The 14,834-nt window shown below is 74.2% G+C and carries 13 protein-coding genes; 4 read left to right on the forward strand and 9 right to left on the reverse strand.

The window, feature by feature from the left end; genetic code table 11:
- Positions 1-34: 34 nt before the first annotated feature.
- Entirely contained in the window at positions 35-724 is a 690-nt protein-coding gene (locus ACZ5HG_RS10780) for a LysE/ArgO family amino acid transporter (RefSeq protein ID WP_464176026.1), read from the forward strand.
- 4 nt (positions 725-728) lie between these two features.
- Here the strand turns inward: ACZ5HG_RS10780 and ACZ5HG_RS10785 are convergent, their stop codons facing one another.
- The 4 genes from ACZ5HG_RS10785 to ACZ5HG_RS10800 form a co-directional block, all read right to left on the reverse strand.
- Positions 729-2,183, reverse strand: a complete 1,455-nt coding sequence (locus ACZ5HG_RS10785) for an amino acid permease (RefSeq protein WP_464176028.1) — start codon at positions 2,181-2,183, stop codon at positions 729-731.
- Positions 2,184-2,263: 80 nt separating this feature from the next.
- Positions 2,264-2,470: a hypothetical protein gene (locus ACZ5HG_RS10790; RefSeq protein ID WP_464176032.1), complete on the reverse strand. Its 207-nt coding sequence runs from the start codon at positions 2,468-2,470 to the stop codon at positions 2,264-2,266.
- Between the two features lie 47 nt (positions 2,471-2,517).
- Positions 2,518-3,369: a TrmH family RNA methyltransferase gene (locus tag ACZ5HG_RS10795; protein ID WP_464176034.1), complete on the reverse strand. Its 852-nt coding sequence runs from the start codon at positions 3,367-3,369 to the stop codon at positions 2,518-2,520.
- Between the two features lie 75 nt (positions 3,370-3,444).
- Positions 3,445-4,740: an amidohydrolase gene (locus tag ACZ5HG_RS10800; RefSeq protein ID WP_464176037.1), complete on the reverse strand. Its 1,296-nt coding sequence runs from the start codon at positions 4,738-4,740 to the stop codon at positions 3,445-3,447.
- Positions 4,741-4,981: 241 nt separating this feature from the next.
- Here ACZ5HG_RS10800 and ACZ5HG_RS10805 point away from each other — a divergent pair, with 241 nt between their 5' ends.
- Positions 4,982-5,281 carry a hypothetical protein gene (locus ACZ5HG_RS10805; protein ID WP_464176039.1) on the forward strand — a complete coding sequence of 100 codons (300 nt, stop codon included), beginning with the start codon at positions 4,982-4,984 and terminating at the stop codon, positions 5,279-5,281.
- A 438-nt stretch (positions 5,282-5,719) separates the two neighbouring features.
- The gene (locus ACZ5HG_RS10810) at positions 5,720-5,965 is read left to right on the forward strand and encodes a hypothetical protein (protein WP_464176042.1); all 246 of its coding nucleotides are present in this window, start codon (positions 5,720-5,722) and stop codon (positions 5,963-5,965) included.
- A 30-nt stretch (positions 5,966-5,995) separates the two neighbouring features.
- Here ACZ5HG_RS10810 and ACZ5HG_RS10815 read toward each other — a convergent pair whose 3' ends face one another.
- On the reverse strand, positions 5,996-7,204 hold the full coding sequence (locus ACZ5HG_RS10815; protein WP_464176044.1) for a class I SAM-dependent methyltransferase: 1,209 nt from the start codon (positions 7,202-7,204) through the stop codon (positions 5,996-5,998).
- 146 nt (positions 7,205-7,350) lie between these two features.
- Between ACZ5HG_RS10815 and ACZ5HG_RS10820 the strand changes: the two genes are divergently transcribed.
- Positions 7,351-8,352: a LacI family DNA-binding transcriptional regulator gene (locus ACZ5HG_RS10820; protein WP_464176046.1), complete on the forward strand. Its 1,002-nt coding sequence runs from the start codon at positions 7,351-7,353 to the stop codon at positions 8,350-8,352.
- Between the two features lie 132 nt (positions 8,353-8,484).
- Here the strand turns inward: ACZ5HG_RS10820 and ACZ5HG_RS10825 are convergent, their stop codons facing one another.
- From ACZ5HG_RS10825 to ACZ5HG_RS10840, 4 genes are all read right to left on the reverse strand, one after another.
- Positions 8,485-9,216 (reverse strand): 6-phosphogluconolactonase, encoded by a 732-nt coding sequence (locus tag ACZ5HG_RS10825; RefSeq protein ID WP_464176049.1) that lies wholly within the window; start codon positions 9,214-9,216, stop codon positions 8,485-8,487.
- A gap of 325 nt (positions 9,217-9,541) precedes the next feature.
- A complete protein-coding gene (locus ACZ5HG_RS10830) occupies positions 9,542-10,924 on the reverse strand; it encodes an MFS transporter (RefSeq protein ID WP_464176051.1) in 1,383 nt (460 codons plus the stop codon).
- Between the two features lie 71 nt (positions 10,925-10,995).
- The gene (locus ACZ5HG_RS10835) at positions 10,996-13,008 is read right to left on the reverse strand and encodes an ABC transporter ATP-binding protein (RefSeq protein ID WP_464176054.1); all 2,013 of its coding nucleotides are present in this window, start codon (positions 13,006-13,008) and stop codon (positions 10,996-10,998) included.
- The gene (locus ACZ5HG_RS10840; RefSeq protein WP_464176056.1) at positions 13,005-14,738 is read right to left on the reverse strand and encodes an ABC transporter ATP-binding protein; all 1,734 of its coding nucleotides are present in this window, start codon (positions 14,736-14,738) and stop codon (positions 13,005-13,007) included. The genes ACZ5HG_RS10835 and ACZ5HG_RS10840 overlap by 4 nt, the downstream gene beginning before the upstream one ends.
- Between the last annotated feature and the right edge of the window lie 96 nt (positions 14,739-14,834).

A 14,834-nucleotide genomic window follows, 5' to 3' on the forward strand; every position in this document is an offset into this window, starting at 1 on the left:
GACCGATGCTGCTCGATCTCCGTACGGTCGCGGCGTGGACCACCTCGTCACCGCCCTCACCGGGCTCGCGTTCGGGCTCTCGCTGATCGTCGCGATCGGTGCGCAGAACGCCTTCGTGCTGCGCACCGGCCTCACCCGCACCCACGTGCTGCCGGTGGTGGCGGTGTGCGCCCTGTCCGACGCGGTGCTGATCGCCGCAGGCGTGGGCGGGCTCGGCACGCTGGTGCAGGCGGCGCCCGTGGTGCTGACGGTCGCGCGGATCGCCGGGGCGGCGTTCCTGCTCGGCTACGCGGTGGTCGCCGCGCGGCGCGCGTGGCGTCCGGCGGCGGGGCTGGTGGCAGCGGCGCCGGGGGCGCCCGGGGCCGATGCCGGCGAGGCGGGCGTCGGCGGGGCGGCACCGGATCCGTCGGCCGAGGAACCGGTCGCGCCGGCTGCCCGGGTCTGGCCGGTGGTCGGCACCGCCCTCGCGCTGACCTGGCTCAACCCGCACGTCTACCTGGACACCGTCGTGCTGCTCGGCTCGGTGGCCGGCACCCACGGCGACGACCGCTGGTGGTTCGGCGCCGGGGCGGTGCTCGGCAGCGTCCTGTGGTTCACCGGCCTCGGCTACGGCGCGCGCCTGCTGCGACCGGTGTTCGCCCGGCCCGCCGCGTGGCGGGTGCTCGACGCCGGGATCGCCGTGGTGATGGTGCTGATCGCCGCGAGCCTGCTGCTCGGGCTGTGACGCCTCAGCGCGCCTCGGCGGGGTCCGGCACGGCGGGGCTCGTGGTCGCGCGGCGCCGGCGCACCGCCGTGATCGCGTAGATCCCCACGATCACCGCCACCAGCCCGGCCGTCGACAGCAGCTGCCCGCGCGCCGATCCGTCCGTGAGCATCAGCACCACCACCCCGGCGAGCGCGGCCAGCGTCGCCCAGGTCAGCCACGGGTAGCCCCACATCCGCACCGTCAGCGCCTCGCCGCGCTCGCGCGCCTCCGCCTCGATCCGCGGGCGCAGCCGCAGCTGGGACACCGCGACCAGCACCCACACCACCAGCAGCGCCGCACCGACCGCGTTGAGCAGGATGCCGAGCAGGGTCTCCGGCAGCAGCCAGTTCAGGCCGACCGCGACCACGCCGAGCGCCACCGACACCAGCACCGCCACCCACGGCACCTCCCGCCGCGAGACCCGCCGCAGCACCGCCGGCCCGTCACCCCGCCCGGCCAGCGAGAACGCCATGCGCGAGGTCGCGTACACGTTCGCGTTGAAGGCCGACAGCAGCGCGATCACCACCACCACCTCCATCACCCGCGCGGCACCCGGCAGCCCCGCCAGGTCCAGCACGGCGACGAACGGCCCCTCCCGGAGCGCGGGCGCGTCCCACGGCAGCACCAGCACCATGATCGCCACCGAGCCCACGTAGAACAGCAGGATCCGCCACAGGATCGTCCGGGTCGCCCGCGCCACCGCCCGCTGCGGGTCCCGCGCCTCGGCGGCCGCGATCGTCACGATCTCGATCCCGCCGAACGCGAACAGCACCACCAGCAGCCCCGCGACGATCCCGCCGATCCCCTGCGGCGCGAAGCCCCCGTCACCGAGCAGGTGCGTCGTGCCCACCGGGTCCGTGCCCGGCAGCCAGCCGAGGACCAGCAGCACGCCCACGACCAGGAACAGCACGATCGCCGCCACCTTGATCGACGCGAACCAGAACTCCAGCTCGCCGAACTGCCGCACCCCGGACAGGTTGACGACCGCGAACAGCGCCACCACCACCAGCGCCACCGACCACTGCGGCACGCCCGGCGCCCAGCCGGTGACGATCCGCGCGACCCCGGTGACCTCCACGCCCAGCACCATGATCAGCGTGAACCAGTACAGCCAGCCCAGCGTGAACCCCGCCCACCGGCCGAGCGCCGCCTCCGCGTAGACCGAGAACGAGCCGCTGGCCGGCATCGCCGAGGCCATCTCCGCCAGCATCCGCATCACCAGCACGACCAGCAGCCCGGCGAGCGCGTAGGACACCAGCACCGCCGGCCCCGCCGTCGCGATCCCGACGCCGCTGCCGAGGAACAGCCCCGCACCGATCGCCGAGCCGAGGCCCATCATCGTCAGGTGCCGGGGCTTGAGCCCCTGCCGCAGGTGCTCGGCGGTGACCTCGTCGGAGGTGGTGCTGCCGTCAGCGGCAGCAGGCAGGGCAGAACGCATCCGGCCACCGTAGCGGCGACCCGCCCCGCGCCCCGCATCGCGGGCTGGGCGCTCGTACCCGACCCCCGCTCGCCGAGTTGTCATCTTCTGTCGCTTCCCGGCCCCGCGAAGCGACAAGAGATGACAACTCGACGGACGATCGCCGCTCGGTCGAGGGCGGTCACGATCCCGGCGGGCACGGCCTGCGCGATCCGGGGCGCGTCGATCCCCGCGGCGTCCGCCGGGTCGACGGCCGCCGCCACGGTCATCACCACCTCGTCGGCGTGGTCGGCGCGCTGCACCGTCACGCGGGCGGCCAGCGCGTGCCCGAGGTCGGCGGCCGCAGGCGCGCACCTCAACGCACGCGCGTCGCCCAGAACGCCACCGCCGCCGCGGCCGCGACGTTGAGCGAGTCCACCCCGCCGGCCATCGGGATCCGCACGGTGAGGTCCGCCGCCGCGATCGTCGCCGGCTTCAGCCCGTCGCCCTCCGCACCGAGCACCAGCGCCAGCCGCTCGGGCGCGTCCGCCTCCAGCACGTCCAGGCTGATCGAGTCGTCCGACAGCGCGAGCGCCGCCGTCACGAACCCCGCCGCGCGCAGCGTCTCGATCCCGGACGGCCACGGGTCGATCCGCGTCCACGGCACCTGGAACACGGTGCCCATCGACACCCGCACCGACCGCCGGTACAGCGGGTCCGCGCACCGCGGGGTCACCAGCACCGCGTCCACCCCGATCGCGGCTGCCGACCGGAACGCCGCGCCGACGTTGGTGTGGTCGACGACGTCCTCCAGCACCGCCACCCGCCGCGCACCCCGACCGCCCCGTGCGTCTGCCAGCACGTCCGCCACGGTCGGCAGCGGCGGCCGGTGCATCGACGCCAGCGCACCGCGGTGCACGTGGAAGCCGGTGATCGCCTCCAGCACGGCGGGCTCCGCGACGTAGACCCGCACCGGCTCCTCGCCCGGGGCAGCAGCGAGCATCCGCTCCAGGTCGGGCAGCCAGCGCGGCGAGACCAGCACCGATCGCGGCCGGTGCCCCGCGGCGAGCGCGCGGCCGAGCACCGTCGAGGACTCGGCGATGTACAGGCCCTTGGCCGGCTCGTGCCGGGAGCGCAGGGCGACGTCGGTCAGGGCGACGTAGTCGGCGAGCCGCTCGTCGTCGGGATCGGTCAGGTGGACGATGTCGAGCGCGGGCACGTCGGACATCCTCCCGCCTCCACCGCCCGGCACCGAACCCACCTGGCCGTCCGACCGGCATGCGCGCCGCCGATCACGCCCCGGTCAGCCGAGGAACTCCAGCGCCGCCGCGACCATCAGCCGCCGGCCGGCCGCGATCGTCGGGGAGTCCACCGGGGCGAACTGCGCGGTGTGGTTGCCCGGCACGTCGGGGCTGAACCCGACCGTGTACCCCTCGCCGAACCGCTCGGGCGCCATGCCGCCCCAGAACCAGAAGGCGTAGGGCACCGGCTCGCCCGGGTACCGGCCCTTCGGCAGGCCGTACTCGGAGAAGTCCTCGCTGCCCATCAGCGGCGGGGCGATCCGGATCGCGCCCTCGGGCATCACCGCGCGCTGCGCGGCCATCACGCGGTCCACGATCTCGGGGGTGTTCACGGTGGCCGGCGGGTTCTCCCGGATGGTGATCGTCGGCGGCTGCGGGCAGCGCGCCGCCACCGACTCCGCCTCCACGATCCGCCGCACCGCCGCGACGGCCCGGTCCATCGACGCGTCCGAGCGCGCCCGCAGGTTGACGGTGAATCGCGCCTCGTCCGGGATGATGTTCGACTTCGTGCCCGCGTGGAACGTGCCGACGGTGACCACCACCGGGTCGTCCGCCGGGGTCTCGCGGGACACGATGGTCTGCAACCGGGTGACCGCGTACGCCGCGGTGAGCACCGGGTCGACGGTGACCTGCGGCATCGACCCGTGGCCGCCGCGCCCGTGGATCGTCACGTCCAGCGTGCTGGACGCCGCCATCAGCAGCTCGCGCGCGTGGTTCGCCACCCCCGCCGGGATCGGCCCGACATGCTGACCGAGCGCCACGCCCGGCTTCGGGAACCGGGTGAACAGGCCGTCCTCGAGCATGTCGCGCGCGCCGGCGGCGGTCTCCTCCGCGGGCTGGCCGATCACCATCAGCGTGCCGCGCCAGCGGTCCCGCCCCTGCGCGAGCGTGTCGACCGCCGCGGCCAGCGCCGTGACGTGCATGTCGTGCCCGCAGGCGTGCATGGTCGGCACGGTCTCCCCCGCCGGGTTCACGTCGGTGTGCCGGCTCTGGTACGGCAGACCGGTCTCCTCGAGGATCGGCAGCCCGTCCATGTCCGCGCGCAGCAGCACGGTCGGCCCCTCGCCGTTCCGCAGCAGACCGACGACGCCCGTGCCGCCGACCCCCTCGGTCACCTCCAGCCCGCTCGCCCGCAGCTCCGTCGCCAGGGCCGCCGCGGTGCGGTGCTCCTGCCCGGACAGCTCGGGGTGCGCGTGCAGGTCGCGGTAGAGGTCGCGCCAGTGCTCGGCCCGCGCGTCCGCGGTGTCGAGCAGCGTGGCGGCGCGGTCGGGGTCGGGCCGGTCGATCGGGTCGGGCACGTCGGTGGTCCCTCCGGGTCGGGGTGCCCGCGCACGGGCCGGAACGTTCTCGACACGGTACCCCGGCAGGTCAGGGGTGGGACGGCGCGCCCGACGATCGATCTCTCGGCGGATCGGCTGCCGGCAGGAACCGCTCCACGAGCGGTCGTCGAGCCGTCCACAGGCTTGGATCGCGTTCGCCGTCCCCAGGCCGACCGCCCCGGGCCGACGTCCTGACGCCGGCCGTGCCTAGCGTCACCGCATGCCACCCGACGACCCCCGCCTCCTGCCGCACCGCACCCTCGACCTCCCCCGCCACGACGGCACCTCACCTCACCGTGACCGTCACCTGCCCGACCTCGATCCGTGGCCCGTCGACCCGGTCTCCGCGCTCCCCCGGACCCCGCCCGGCGGTGCGCTCGCGCTGCTGATCGAGGCGGTCGACCTGGACAGGCTGACCCGCACGGAGGTGCTGGAGGTGGTGGCCGCCTGCCGACGCCACGAGCAGTGGCTCCGCACGACGATCGCGCGGGTCGCGGCGGCGCTCGTCGCCCGGCGGTGAGGGCCCGTGGTCCCGGCACACCCGAGATCCCGTGGCACCCGGCGGACCTCGTGACCGACCTCCCGGGATCGTCCGACGTACCCGGCGCGATCGTGACCGCCGCGAGCTCGCTGGACGACCTGGCCCGCCTGGGCCCGGCCGCCACCGCCGTCGCCGCGGTGTTCGCGCTGATCATCGGTGTGATGACCGTGGTCCAGCGGGCCCGCGCCGACCGGCGGGACCAGTGGTGGAAGCGCGCACGGTGGGCGCTCGACCTGACCTTCTCCAAGGATGCACGCAGCGCCGCCCGGGGCTACTCCGTGCTGACCCACCTCGCCGACAGCGAGCTTGCACGCAAGGACGAGCAGATGCTACTCATAAGTGTCTGGGACTCACCCCTGCACCCCCAGGAGCCCGCCGACGGAGAGCCGCCGACCCCGCACGAGACAGAGGTGAACGATGACCGACAACCGCAGAACCGATCAGCCGGACCCCGTCGATCCCCAGACGGCCGTCGACCGCCACCCCGAGGTGCGCCAGAACGCCGCCCGCCTGCGCCTGGTGACGGACCGCCGTGCGGACCTGATCAGCCCGCAGTGGGTCCATGACCTCGCGAACCTGCCCGACTACGGCACCCTCGAGATGACCCGATGGCAGAAGTTCTGGTTCCGTCGTCGCCGTCGCCGGGAGCAGCGCCGCCGCTGAACCCAGGCACACCCCGGGAGCCCACCCGCCTCATGGGTGCAGCCGGTAGAACCGGAACAGGTCGTGCTCGACATCGAGCACCTCGACCCCGGCGAACCCGGCGGCGCGCGCGTACCGGTCCAGGGTCTCCGGGCGCATGACGGTACCGGTGCCGACGCCTCCGGGCCGGGACAGCCCGTCGGGCAGGCACACCCCGAGCGAGAACCCGTAGAACCAGCGCTCCAGCGGCCCGGCAGGGGCGACCCGGTCCGCCTCGACGCGCTCGTCGGCGACCAGCACCCAGCCGTCGGGGGCGAGCACCCGGACCGCCGCCAGCACGGCCACCGGGTCCGCCATGTCGTGCACGCACTCGAAGGCCGTCGCCACGTCGAACGGCCCCGCGGCGAGCACGTCGGGATCGGCCACGTCGGCACCGACGAACCGCACCCGGCCGCTCAGCCCGGCCTCGGCGGCATGGGTGCGCGCGGCGGAGACCGAGGGCGCGTCGAGGTCGACGCCGACCACCGCGACCCGGGGATAGGCCTGCGCCAGCCCGATCGCCGACCACCCCTCGCCGCACCCCACGTCGACCAACCGGGCACCGGCGAGCAGCCGCGCGTGCAGGTCCGGCACCTGCTGCGCGATCAGGTCGGCCAGTCCGCGCAGGAAGAACGGCCGGTTGATCGCCGCCTGCGCCTGCCGGGCGTCGTCGCCGAGCCGCGTCCACGACACGCCACCGCCGGTGCGGTAGGCCGCGTGCAGCTCGTCCACCACCCGCCCGCTGGCCGCATGGAACCGCCCGAGGGGTGCGAGGTAGGTGAGCGCGTCCGGGTCGGCCAGCACCTCGGCGGCTCCGGCGGTCAGGGCGTACCGCGGCTCCGCGTGACCGTCGGCACCCACCTGCCCGTCGGCCCCCGGCTGCTCGACCAGGTACCCGGCGGCGGCCTGGTGCTCCAGCCACTCGCGCACGTAGCGGGGATGGGTCGCCGTGCGCTCGGCGAGCTCTGCGGCGGTGCTCGCGCCGTCGCGGGCCAGCGCCCGGTACCAGCCGAGGCGGTCCCCGGCGTGGACGGCGGCGATCTCCTGGGCACCGAGGCTGGCGGCGAGCAGCCGGGCGGCGACGTCCTCGACCGCCGGACCGACGGAGGCGAGCAGGTCACCCGGGGCGATGGCGGCGTCCGGGGCGAGATCGGTCGCCGGCGGGGCGACGACGGCAGGGTCCGCCGCGTCCGCGGGGCCGGGGGTGGGTCGGTCGTTCATGAGGACCTCCGGGATCAGGGCCGCGGCACTGCGCCGGCCCGGTTCGCCTGTCGCTCTGCGATCTCGCGCGGGCCCCGCGTCGTCGCGGTGCCCGGCGGTGCGTGAATCGTTATCGATACCGTTTTCCACGCGCTAGGGTGTCCCCCATGGGGCAACGAGTCACGATCTCCGACGTCGCGCGTACGGCCGGCGTCTCCGTCGCGACCGTCTCCAAGGTGCTCAACGGACGATACGGCGTCGCGCAGGCCACCTCCACCCGGGTGCTCGAGGTGATCGACGAGCTCGGCTACGAGTCCAGCCTGGTCGCCCGCAGCCTGCGCTCGCACCGCACGCACGTGATCGGCATCCTCGTCGCGGAGTTCGAGCCGTTCAGCACCGAGATCCTCAAGGGCGCGGCGAGCGCGGTGAGCGAGGCCGGCTACGAGCTGCTCGCCTACACCGGCGGGCGGCAGAGCGGCGGCACCGGGTGGGAGCGCCGCTACCTCTCCCGGCTCAGCGGCACCCTGATCGACGGCGCCGTGCTGGTCACGCCCACGGTGGTCGACGCGGACGCCGGCGTGCCGGTGGTCGCCGTGGACCCGCACACCGGCCCGGTCGGACCGCCGACCGTCGACTCGGACAACCTCACCGGCGCGGTGCTCGCCACGCGCCACCTGCTCGACCTCGGCCACCGGCGGATCGGCTTCGTCGCCGGACGCCCGGACCTGGAGTCCTCCCGGCTGCGTGAGGCCGGCTACCGGCGCGCCCTCACCGAGGCCGGGATCCCGGTGGACGAGAGCCTGATCCGGGTCGGCGACTACCGCAAGGAGTCCGCGCGCGGCCCGGTGGCCGAGCTGCTGGCGCTGCCCGAGCGCCCGACCGCGGTCTTCGCGGCGAACGACATCACCGCCATCGCGGCGATGGAGGTCGCCCAGCAGGCCGGGCTGGACGTGCCCGGCGACCTCTCGGTGATCGGCTTCGACGACGTGCCCGAGGCGGCCGCCGCGACTCCCCCGCTCAGCACCGTCCGGCAGCCGATCCAGGCGATGGGTGCCGCCGCGGTGCGCATGCTCGTCGCCCTGCTCGACGGAGAGGCCCCGGACAGCACGCACGTCCGGCTGCCCACCACGCTGGTGCCGCGCGGGTCCACCGCCGCCCCGCGCCCCTGACGCGCGCACGTCGCACCCACCCCGCACGCCCGCGCCGACCCCACGCCGCGCCTGCACGACACGCCGTCTCTCGTGCGGACCACGCGGCATGTCGTGCAGTCTCGGCGTGTGGGGCCGAGGCCAGGTCTCGCGTCAGCGGCGGCGCCAGGTCCCGTCCTCGGCGCGGGCGAGCAGCGCGGCGGCGTCGCGGTCGGCGATCACCAGCAGGTCCGGGTGCGTGCGCAGGATCGTGGCCGGGCGGTCCTCCCCGATCGGCCCGGTCAGGGTCTCCGCCAGCGCCTCGGCCTTGGCGGAGCCGCTGACGACCAGCACCGCACGCCGCGCGCGCAGCACCATCGGCGCACCCATGGTGACGACATGCGTCGGGCGCGGGTCGAGATCGGCGACCAGCCCGGCCCAGGGCAGGTCCTGGCGGATGTCGTAGCGGTAGATGTCCTGGTCGAACCGGGTGACGCCGGGCATGTTGCCGCAGAAGTGGCAGTCGGCGCCCAGCCCCATGAGCATGAGGTCCAGCCCGCCGTGCTCCCGCAGGTCGGCGCGGATCGCGTCGGCGCCCTCGGGGGTGAGGGGGTGGATGTTGGTCTCCACGATCCCGGCCGGGCCGTAGAGGTCGCGGCGCAGGTCGGTCAGGGTGACGCCCTCACGACCGGGCAGCGGCAGCTCGTCGAAGGGGTAGAAGTGCACGTCGGCGAGGTCCGCCGGCCGGGCGGCCATCCACGGGGCGAGGATCTCGTAGACACCCTTCGGGGTGGCACCGGCGGTCCAGGCCATGTTGACCCGCCGGTCGGTGAGCAGGGCGCCGGTCAGCACGGCGGCGGTGGTGCGGCTCAGCGCCGCGTAGTCGTCCTCGATGACGAGTCGCACAGGGTCTCCCTCGACGGGGCGTCCGCTCCGGGTGGCTGCACGAGGAGGTCCGGGCGGGCGCCGACAGCCACGGTCGCCGTGGCGGCGTTCCTCGGGCGGAGCGTCGACCGTCGGGGACCGATCTCGGCATCGACGCCGATCGACACCCCGGGACCGCGTTCCTCACCCGGACACGGCCACGCTAGCAGCCGGACGGTGCCATCCCGGGCCGCAGGCGTGCTCGCCGCCGACGCGGCCTCGACCACCCGTCGCAGCAGGCGTGATCCCGCCCGCACGATCTCCCGCATCCCGGCGCAGCACGCGTGCTCTCGCCGCCGACGCCGCCTCAGACCACCCGGCGCAGCGCCCGTGCTCCGGCGAGCGCCGCCAGCCCGCCGACGACGGCGACCACCGGCACCACCAGGAACGCCGTGTGCGCCCCCACGGCGTCGGCGGCCCAGCCGAGCAGGAAGGGCGCGACGCCGATCGCGGCCCCGCCGGCGACGGTGGCCCGCGCCTGCGCCCGGTCGGTGGCGCCGGCCGAGGCACCGAGCAGCAGCGCGATCCCCAGCGGGTAGTGCGCGCCGTAGCCGAGGCCCGCGACGAACAGGCCGGTCAGCGCGAGCCACGGCACGGTGGCGGTCCACAGCAGGGCCCAGCCGACCACGGCGATCCCGTAGGCGGCGGCGAGCAGCTTCGCCGGGGCGACGCGCAGCGACAGCGGTCCGACGATCAGCCGCACCACGGTCATCCCGGCGACCAGGCCCGCGGTGGTGGCGGTGGCGATGTCGGCGCCCGCGCCGGTGCGGTCGATCACCAGGTCGGTGGCCCAGTAGGTGGTGGCGTTCTCCAGCGCGATGGCGGCGACGATCGTGACGAGGAACCAGCGGGAGGCGCGCCGCAGCGAGGCGGCGGGACGCCCGGACGTCACCGCGTCCCCCGCTCTGGCCCCGGCAGGAGCCGCGCCATCCGCGCCCGACCACGCCCCGGCAGGAGCCGCGCCGTCCGCACCCGACCGCACCTCGCCCGACGCGGACGCGTCCGCCGCCCCCGCGCCGTCCCCCGCCGCGTCCGCCCCCACCGCCGCGACCTCCGCCGCCGCCACCCGCGCCCGGTCCACCCGGGGCAGCGCCCGCGCGAGCGCCCCCTCCATCGGCAGCCGCCGGGCCGCGACGGCGGCGACCACCGCCAGCACCGCGGTCACCGCGACGGCGGGCCGCCAGCCCCAGCCGAGGCCGACGCAGGCGCCCACGGCCAGCGGTCCGACCAGCCCGATCCCGGATCCGGCGGCGTTCCCCTCGGTGACGGCGGCGGAGGCGACCCGTCCGTGGTGCAGCGCGAGACCGGCCTGCGCGGCGCTGATCGCGATGTTGCCGCCGACCGCGAGCACCACCACGCCGGTGAGCGTGACCGGCAGCGCCCGTCCGAGCAGCAGCACGGCCAGACCGCCGGCGATCAGCAGCCCGGACAGCACCAGCGACGCGCGCCGGCCGATCCGCAGCACGAGGCGCGGGGTGAGCGCGGCGGCGCCGATCGCGCCGACGGCCATGGCGGTGCCGTGCAGGCCCGCGGCGGCCTTGGAGATCCCCAGGTCCTCCGCGAGCAGCGGGACGCTGGGGTTGAAGGAGTAGAGGAACCAGCCCCACGCCACGAAGTAGGCGTACATGGTGACCGTGAACCGGTCCCGGTGCAGCCGAGGGGTGTCGGCCGCCTCGCTGCGCGTCGTCACGCGAGCACAGTAGCGGCCCGGGACCGGCGCTTCGTGCACCGGTCCCGGGCCGCGTGGTGAGCCCTGCGCCTTCAGTCCTCCACGGAGACCGCCGCGGCGAACTGGCTGGCGTACAGCCGGGCGTAGGCCCCGCCGGCGGCCAGAAGCTCGTCGTGCGAGCCCTGCTCGACGATCGAGCCGTGCTCCATCACCAGGATCACGTCGGCGTCGCGGATGGTCGACAGCCGGTGCGCGATCACGAAGGAGGTGCGCCCGGCGCGCAGGGCGTTCATCGCCTGCTGCACCAGCACCTCGGTGCGGGTGTCGACCGAGGACGTCGCCTCGTCCAGCACCAGGATCGCCGGGTCGGCCAGGAACGCCCGCGCGATGGTGAGCAGCTGCTTCTCACCGGCGGACAGGTTCGCGGCCTCGTCGTCGATCACGGTGTCGTAGCCCTCGGGCAGCGCGCGGACGAACGGGTCCACGTGCGTGGCGACGGCGGCCTCGGTCAGCCGCTCCGGCGAGACCTCCTCCACGCCATAGGCGATGTTGTCCCGGATCGACCCGCCGAACAGCCAGGTGTCCTGGAGCACCATCCCGACCTGACCGCGCAGGTCGTCGCGGGTGAGCGCCGCGGTGTCCACCCCGTCCAGGGTGATCCGCCCGCCGTCGATCTCGTAGAACCGCATGAGCAGGTTGACCAGCGTGGTCTTGCCGGCACCGGTCGGTCCGACGATCGCGACGGTCTGGCCGGGCTCGGCCACCAGCGACAGGTCCTCGATCAGCGGCTGGTCCTCGACGTACCGGAAGGACACGTCCTCGAAGACCACCCGGCCGCGCACCGGCTGCGGCAGCGCGGCCGCCGGCACCGGGTCGGGCTCCTGCTCGGGGGCGTCCAGCAGCTCGAACACCCGCTCGGCCGAGGCGACGCCCGACTGGAGCAGGTTCATCATCGAGGCGATCTGGGTGATCGGCTGGGTGAACTGGCGCGAGTACTGGATGAACGCCTGCACGTCGCCGAGGCTGAGCGATCCGGAGGCCACCCGCAGGCCGCCGACCACCGCGACGATCACGTAGTTGAGGTTGGCGACGAAGCCCATCGCGGGCTGGATGATCCCGGAGATGAACTGGGCCTTGAACGACGCCTGGTAGAGGTCGGCGTTCTGGTCGTGGAACTCCTGCACCGCCTGGCGCTGCCGGCCGAACACCTTGACCAGCGCGTGCCCGGTGTACATCTCCTCGATGTGCGCGTTGAGCGTGCCGGTGACCTTCCACTGCTGCACGAACTGCGGCTGCGAGCGCTTGGCGATGGCCGTCGTGATGAAGATCGACAGCGGGATCGTGACCAGCGCGACGACCGCGAGCAGCGGGGAGATCCAGAACATCATCGCCAGCACGCCGACCACGGTGAGCACCGAGGTGATCAGCTGCGACATGGTCTGCTGGAGGGTCTGCGCGACGTTGTCGATGTCGTTGGTGACCCGGCTGAGCACCTCGCCGCGCGGCTGGCCGTCGAAGTACTTCAGCGGCAGCCGGCCGAGCTTGGCCTCGACGTCGGAGCGCATGGTGCGCACGGTGCGCTGCACGGCGCTCGTGGTGATCAGGCCCTGCACCCAGGAGAACAGCGCCGAGACCACGTAGACCGCGACCACCCAGAGCAGCAGCGTGCGCAGCCGGTCGAAGTCGACGCCCTGCCCGGGCACGACCTGCATGCCGGACAGCATGTCGGCGAGCTTGCCCTGGCCGTCGGCGCGCAGCCCGGCCACGGCCTGCTCCTGGGTGACGCCGGCGGGCAGCATCTTGCCGATGACGCCCTCGAAGATCACGTTGGTGGCGTTGCCGAGGATCTTCGGGCCGGTGACCGACAGCGCCACCGAGACGATGCCGAGCAGCACGACCAGCGACAGCCACCAGCGTTCGGGGCGCAGCACGCCCACCAGCCGGCGGAGGGAGCCCTTGAAGTCGAGGGACTTCTCCCCCGGCATCCCCATGCCGCCCATCGGGCCGCCGCCGCCGGGTCCGCGGCGCACGGGCGGACGCCGCGCGGTGGTGGTGGTGCCGGTCTGCGGGGCGGGCGCGTCCGCCGTGGTCTTCTCGGCGCTCATGCCGCCTCCTCCGCGCTGATCTGGGAGAACACGATCTCCTGGTAGGTCTGGCAGCTCTCCATCAGCTCGGCGTGCGTGCCGCTGCCGACCACCGATCCGCCGTCAAGCACGACGATCCGGTCGGCGTCGCGGATGGTCGCGACGCGCTGGGCCACGACCACCACGGCGGAGTGCCGGGTCTCGGGCACCAGCGCGGCGCGCAGCGCGGCGTCGGTGGCGAAGTCGAGGGCGGAGAACGAGTCGTCGAACAGGTAGATCGACGGTCGGCGCACCAGCGCCCGGGCGATGGCGAGCCGCTGCCGCTGACCGCCGGAGACGTTGGTGCCGCCCTGGGCGATCGGGGCGTCCAGCCCCTCGGGCATCTCCTCGACGAAGGACCGCGCCTGGGCGACCTCGAGGGCGTGCCACAGCTCCTCGTCGGTGGCGTCCTCCTTGCCGTAGCGCAGGTTGGAGGCGACCGTGCCGCTGAACAGGTAGGGCTTCTGCGGCACCAGGCCGATCAGCCCCCACAGCACCTCGGGGTCGAGGTCGCGGACGTCCACGCCGTCCACGGTCACCGCGCCGTCGGTGGCGTCGAACAGCCGGGGCACCAGGTTGACCAGCGTGGTCTTGCCGGATCCGGTGGACCCGATGATCGCGGTGGTGCGCCCGGGCTCGGCGACCAGGTCGACGTGGTGCAGCACGGGCCGCTCGGCACCCGGGTAGCGGAACTCGACGTCGCGCAGCTCCAGGCGACCGGTGGGCCGCGGCAGCGGGGTCGGGGCGACCGGCGGGACCACGGAGGTCTCGGTGTCCAGCACGGCGGTGATGCGCTCGGAGGACACCACGGCACGGGGCACCATCACGAACATCATCGACGACATCATGACCGCCATCAGGATGTACATGATGTAGCTGAGGAACGCGGTCAGCGCCCCCACCTGCATCTCGCCGGAGTCGATCCGGCTGGAGCCGAACCACAGCACGCCGACGCTGGTCACGTTCATGATCAGCATGACCAGCGGGAACATCGCCGACATCAGCCGGCCGGCCCGCAGCGAGGTGTCGTACAGCGCGTCGTTGGCCTCGCCGAACCGCTCGGACTCGCGGCGCTCGCGCACGAAGGCACGGATCACGCGCAGGCCGGTGATCTGCTCGCGCATGACCCGGTTGATCCCGTCGATCCGCACCTGCATCAGGCGGAAGTACGGCACCATCCGCCAGACGATCAGGCCGACGACGACGCCGAGCACGGGCACGACCACGAGCAGCAGCCCGGACAGCGCGACGTCCTCCTGGAGCGCGAGGATCACCCCGCCGACCAGCATGATCGGGGCCATCACCATGATCGTGAAGGTCATCAGCACGACCATCTGGACCTGCTGGATGTCGTTGGTGGTGCGGGTGATCAGCGAGGGGGCGCCGAACTGGCCGACCTCCCGCGCCGAGAACGTCTGCACGGTGCCGAACAGCCGCTCGCGCAGGTCACGCCCGAAGGACATGGCCATCTGCGCGCCGAAGTAGACCGCGAGGATCGAGCAGGCCACCTGCACCAGGCTGATCGCGAGCATGAGCGCCCCGATCCGCAGGATGTAGCCGGTGTCGCCCACGGCGACGCCCTTGTCGATGATGTCGGCGTTGAGGCTGGGCAGGTACAGCGTGGCGACGGTCTGCGCGAGCTGCAGCACCATCACCGCGGCGACCTGCCGGCGGTAGGGCCTCAGGTGCTCACGGAGCAGTCGGAGGAACATGGGACTCCTGACGAGTGACGGGGGTGGGCGGTGGCGTCCGGCTGGGGGTCGGACGCGGTGCGGCGTCGGGGCGTCGTCAGCGGTCGGGGCGTCGTG

This window comes from Cellulomonas sp. GTC20042 (assembly GCF_055389595.1).

Excerpts from the sequence above, each read along its gene's own strand:
- ACZ5HG_RS10795 (WP_464176034.1), bottom strand. The coding sequence starts at position 3,369 with ATGTCCGACGTGCCCGCGCTCGACATCGTCCACCTGACCGATCCCGAC.
- ACZ5HG_RS10840 (WP_464176056.1), bottom strand. The coding sequence starts at position 14,738 with ATGTTCCTCCGACTGCTCCGTGAGCACCTGAGGCCCTACCGCCGGCAG.
- ACZ5HG_RS10805 (WP_464176039.1), top strand. The coding sequence starts at position 4,982 with ATGCCACCCGACGACCCCCGCCTCCTGCCGCACCGCACCCTCGACCTC.
- ACZ5HG_RS10785 (WP_464176028.1), bottom strand. The coding sequence starts at position 2,183 with ATGCGTTCTGCCCTGCCTGCTGCCGCTGACGGCAGCACCACCTCCGAC.
- ACZ5HG_RS10815 (WP_464176044.1), bottom strand. The coding sequence starts at position 7,204 with ATGAACGACCGACCCACCCCCGGCCCCGCGGACGCGGCGGACCCTGCC.
- ACZ5HG_RS10835 (WP_464176054.1), bottom strand. The coding sequence starts at position 13,008 with ATGAGCGCCGAGAAGACCACGGCGGACGCGCCCGCCCCGCAGACCGGC.
- ACZ5HG_RS10810 (WP_464176042.1), top strand. The coding sequence starts at position 5,720 with ATGACCGACAACCGCAGAACCGATCAGCCGGACCCCGTCGATCCCCAG.
- ACZ5HG_RS10820 (WP_464176046.1), top strand. The coding sequence starts at position 7,351 with ATGGGGCAACGAGTCACGATCTCCGACGTCGCGCGTACGGCCGGCGTC.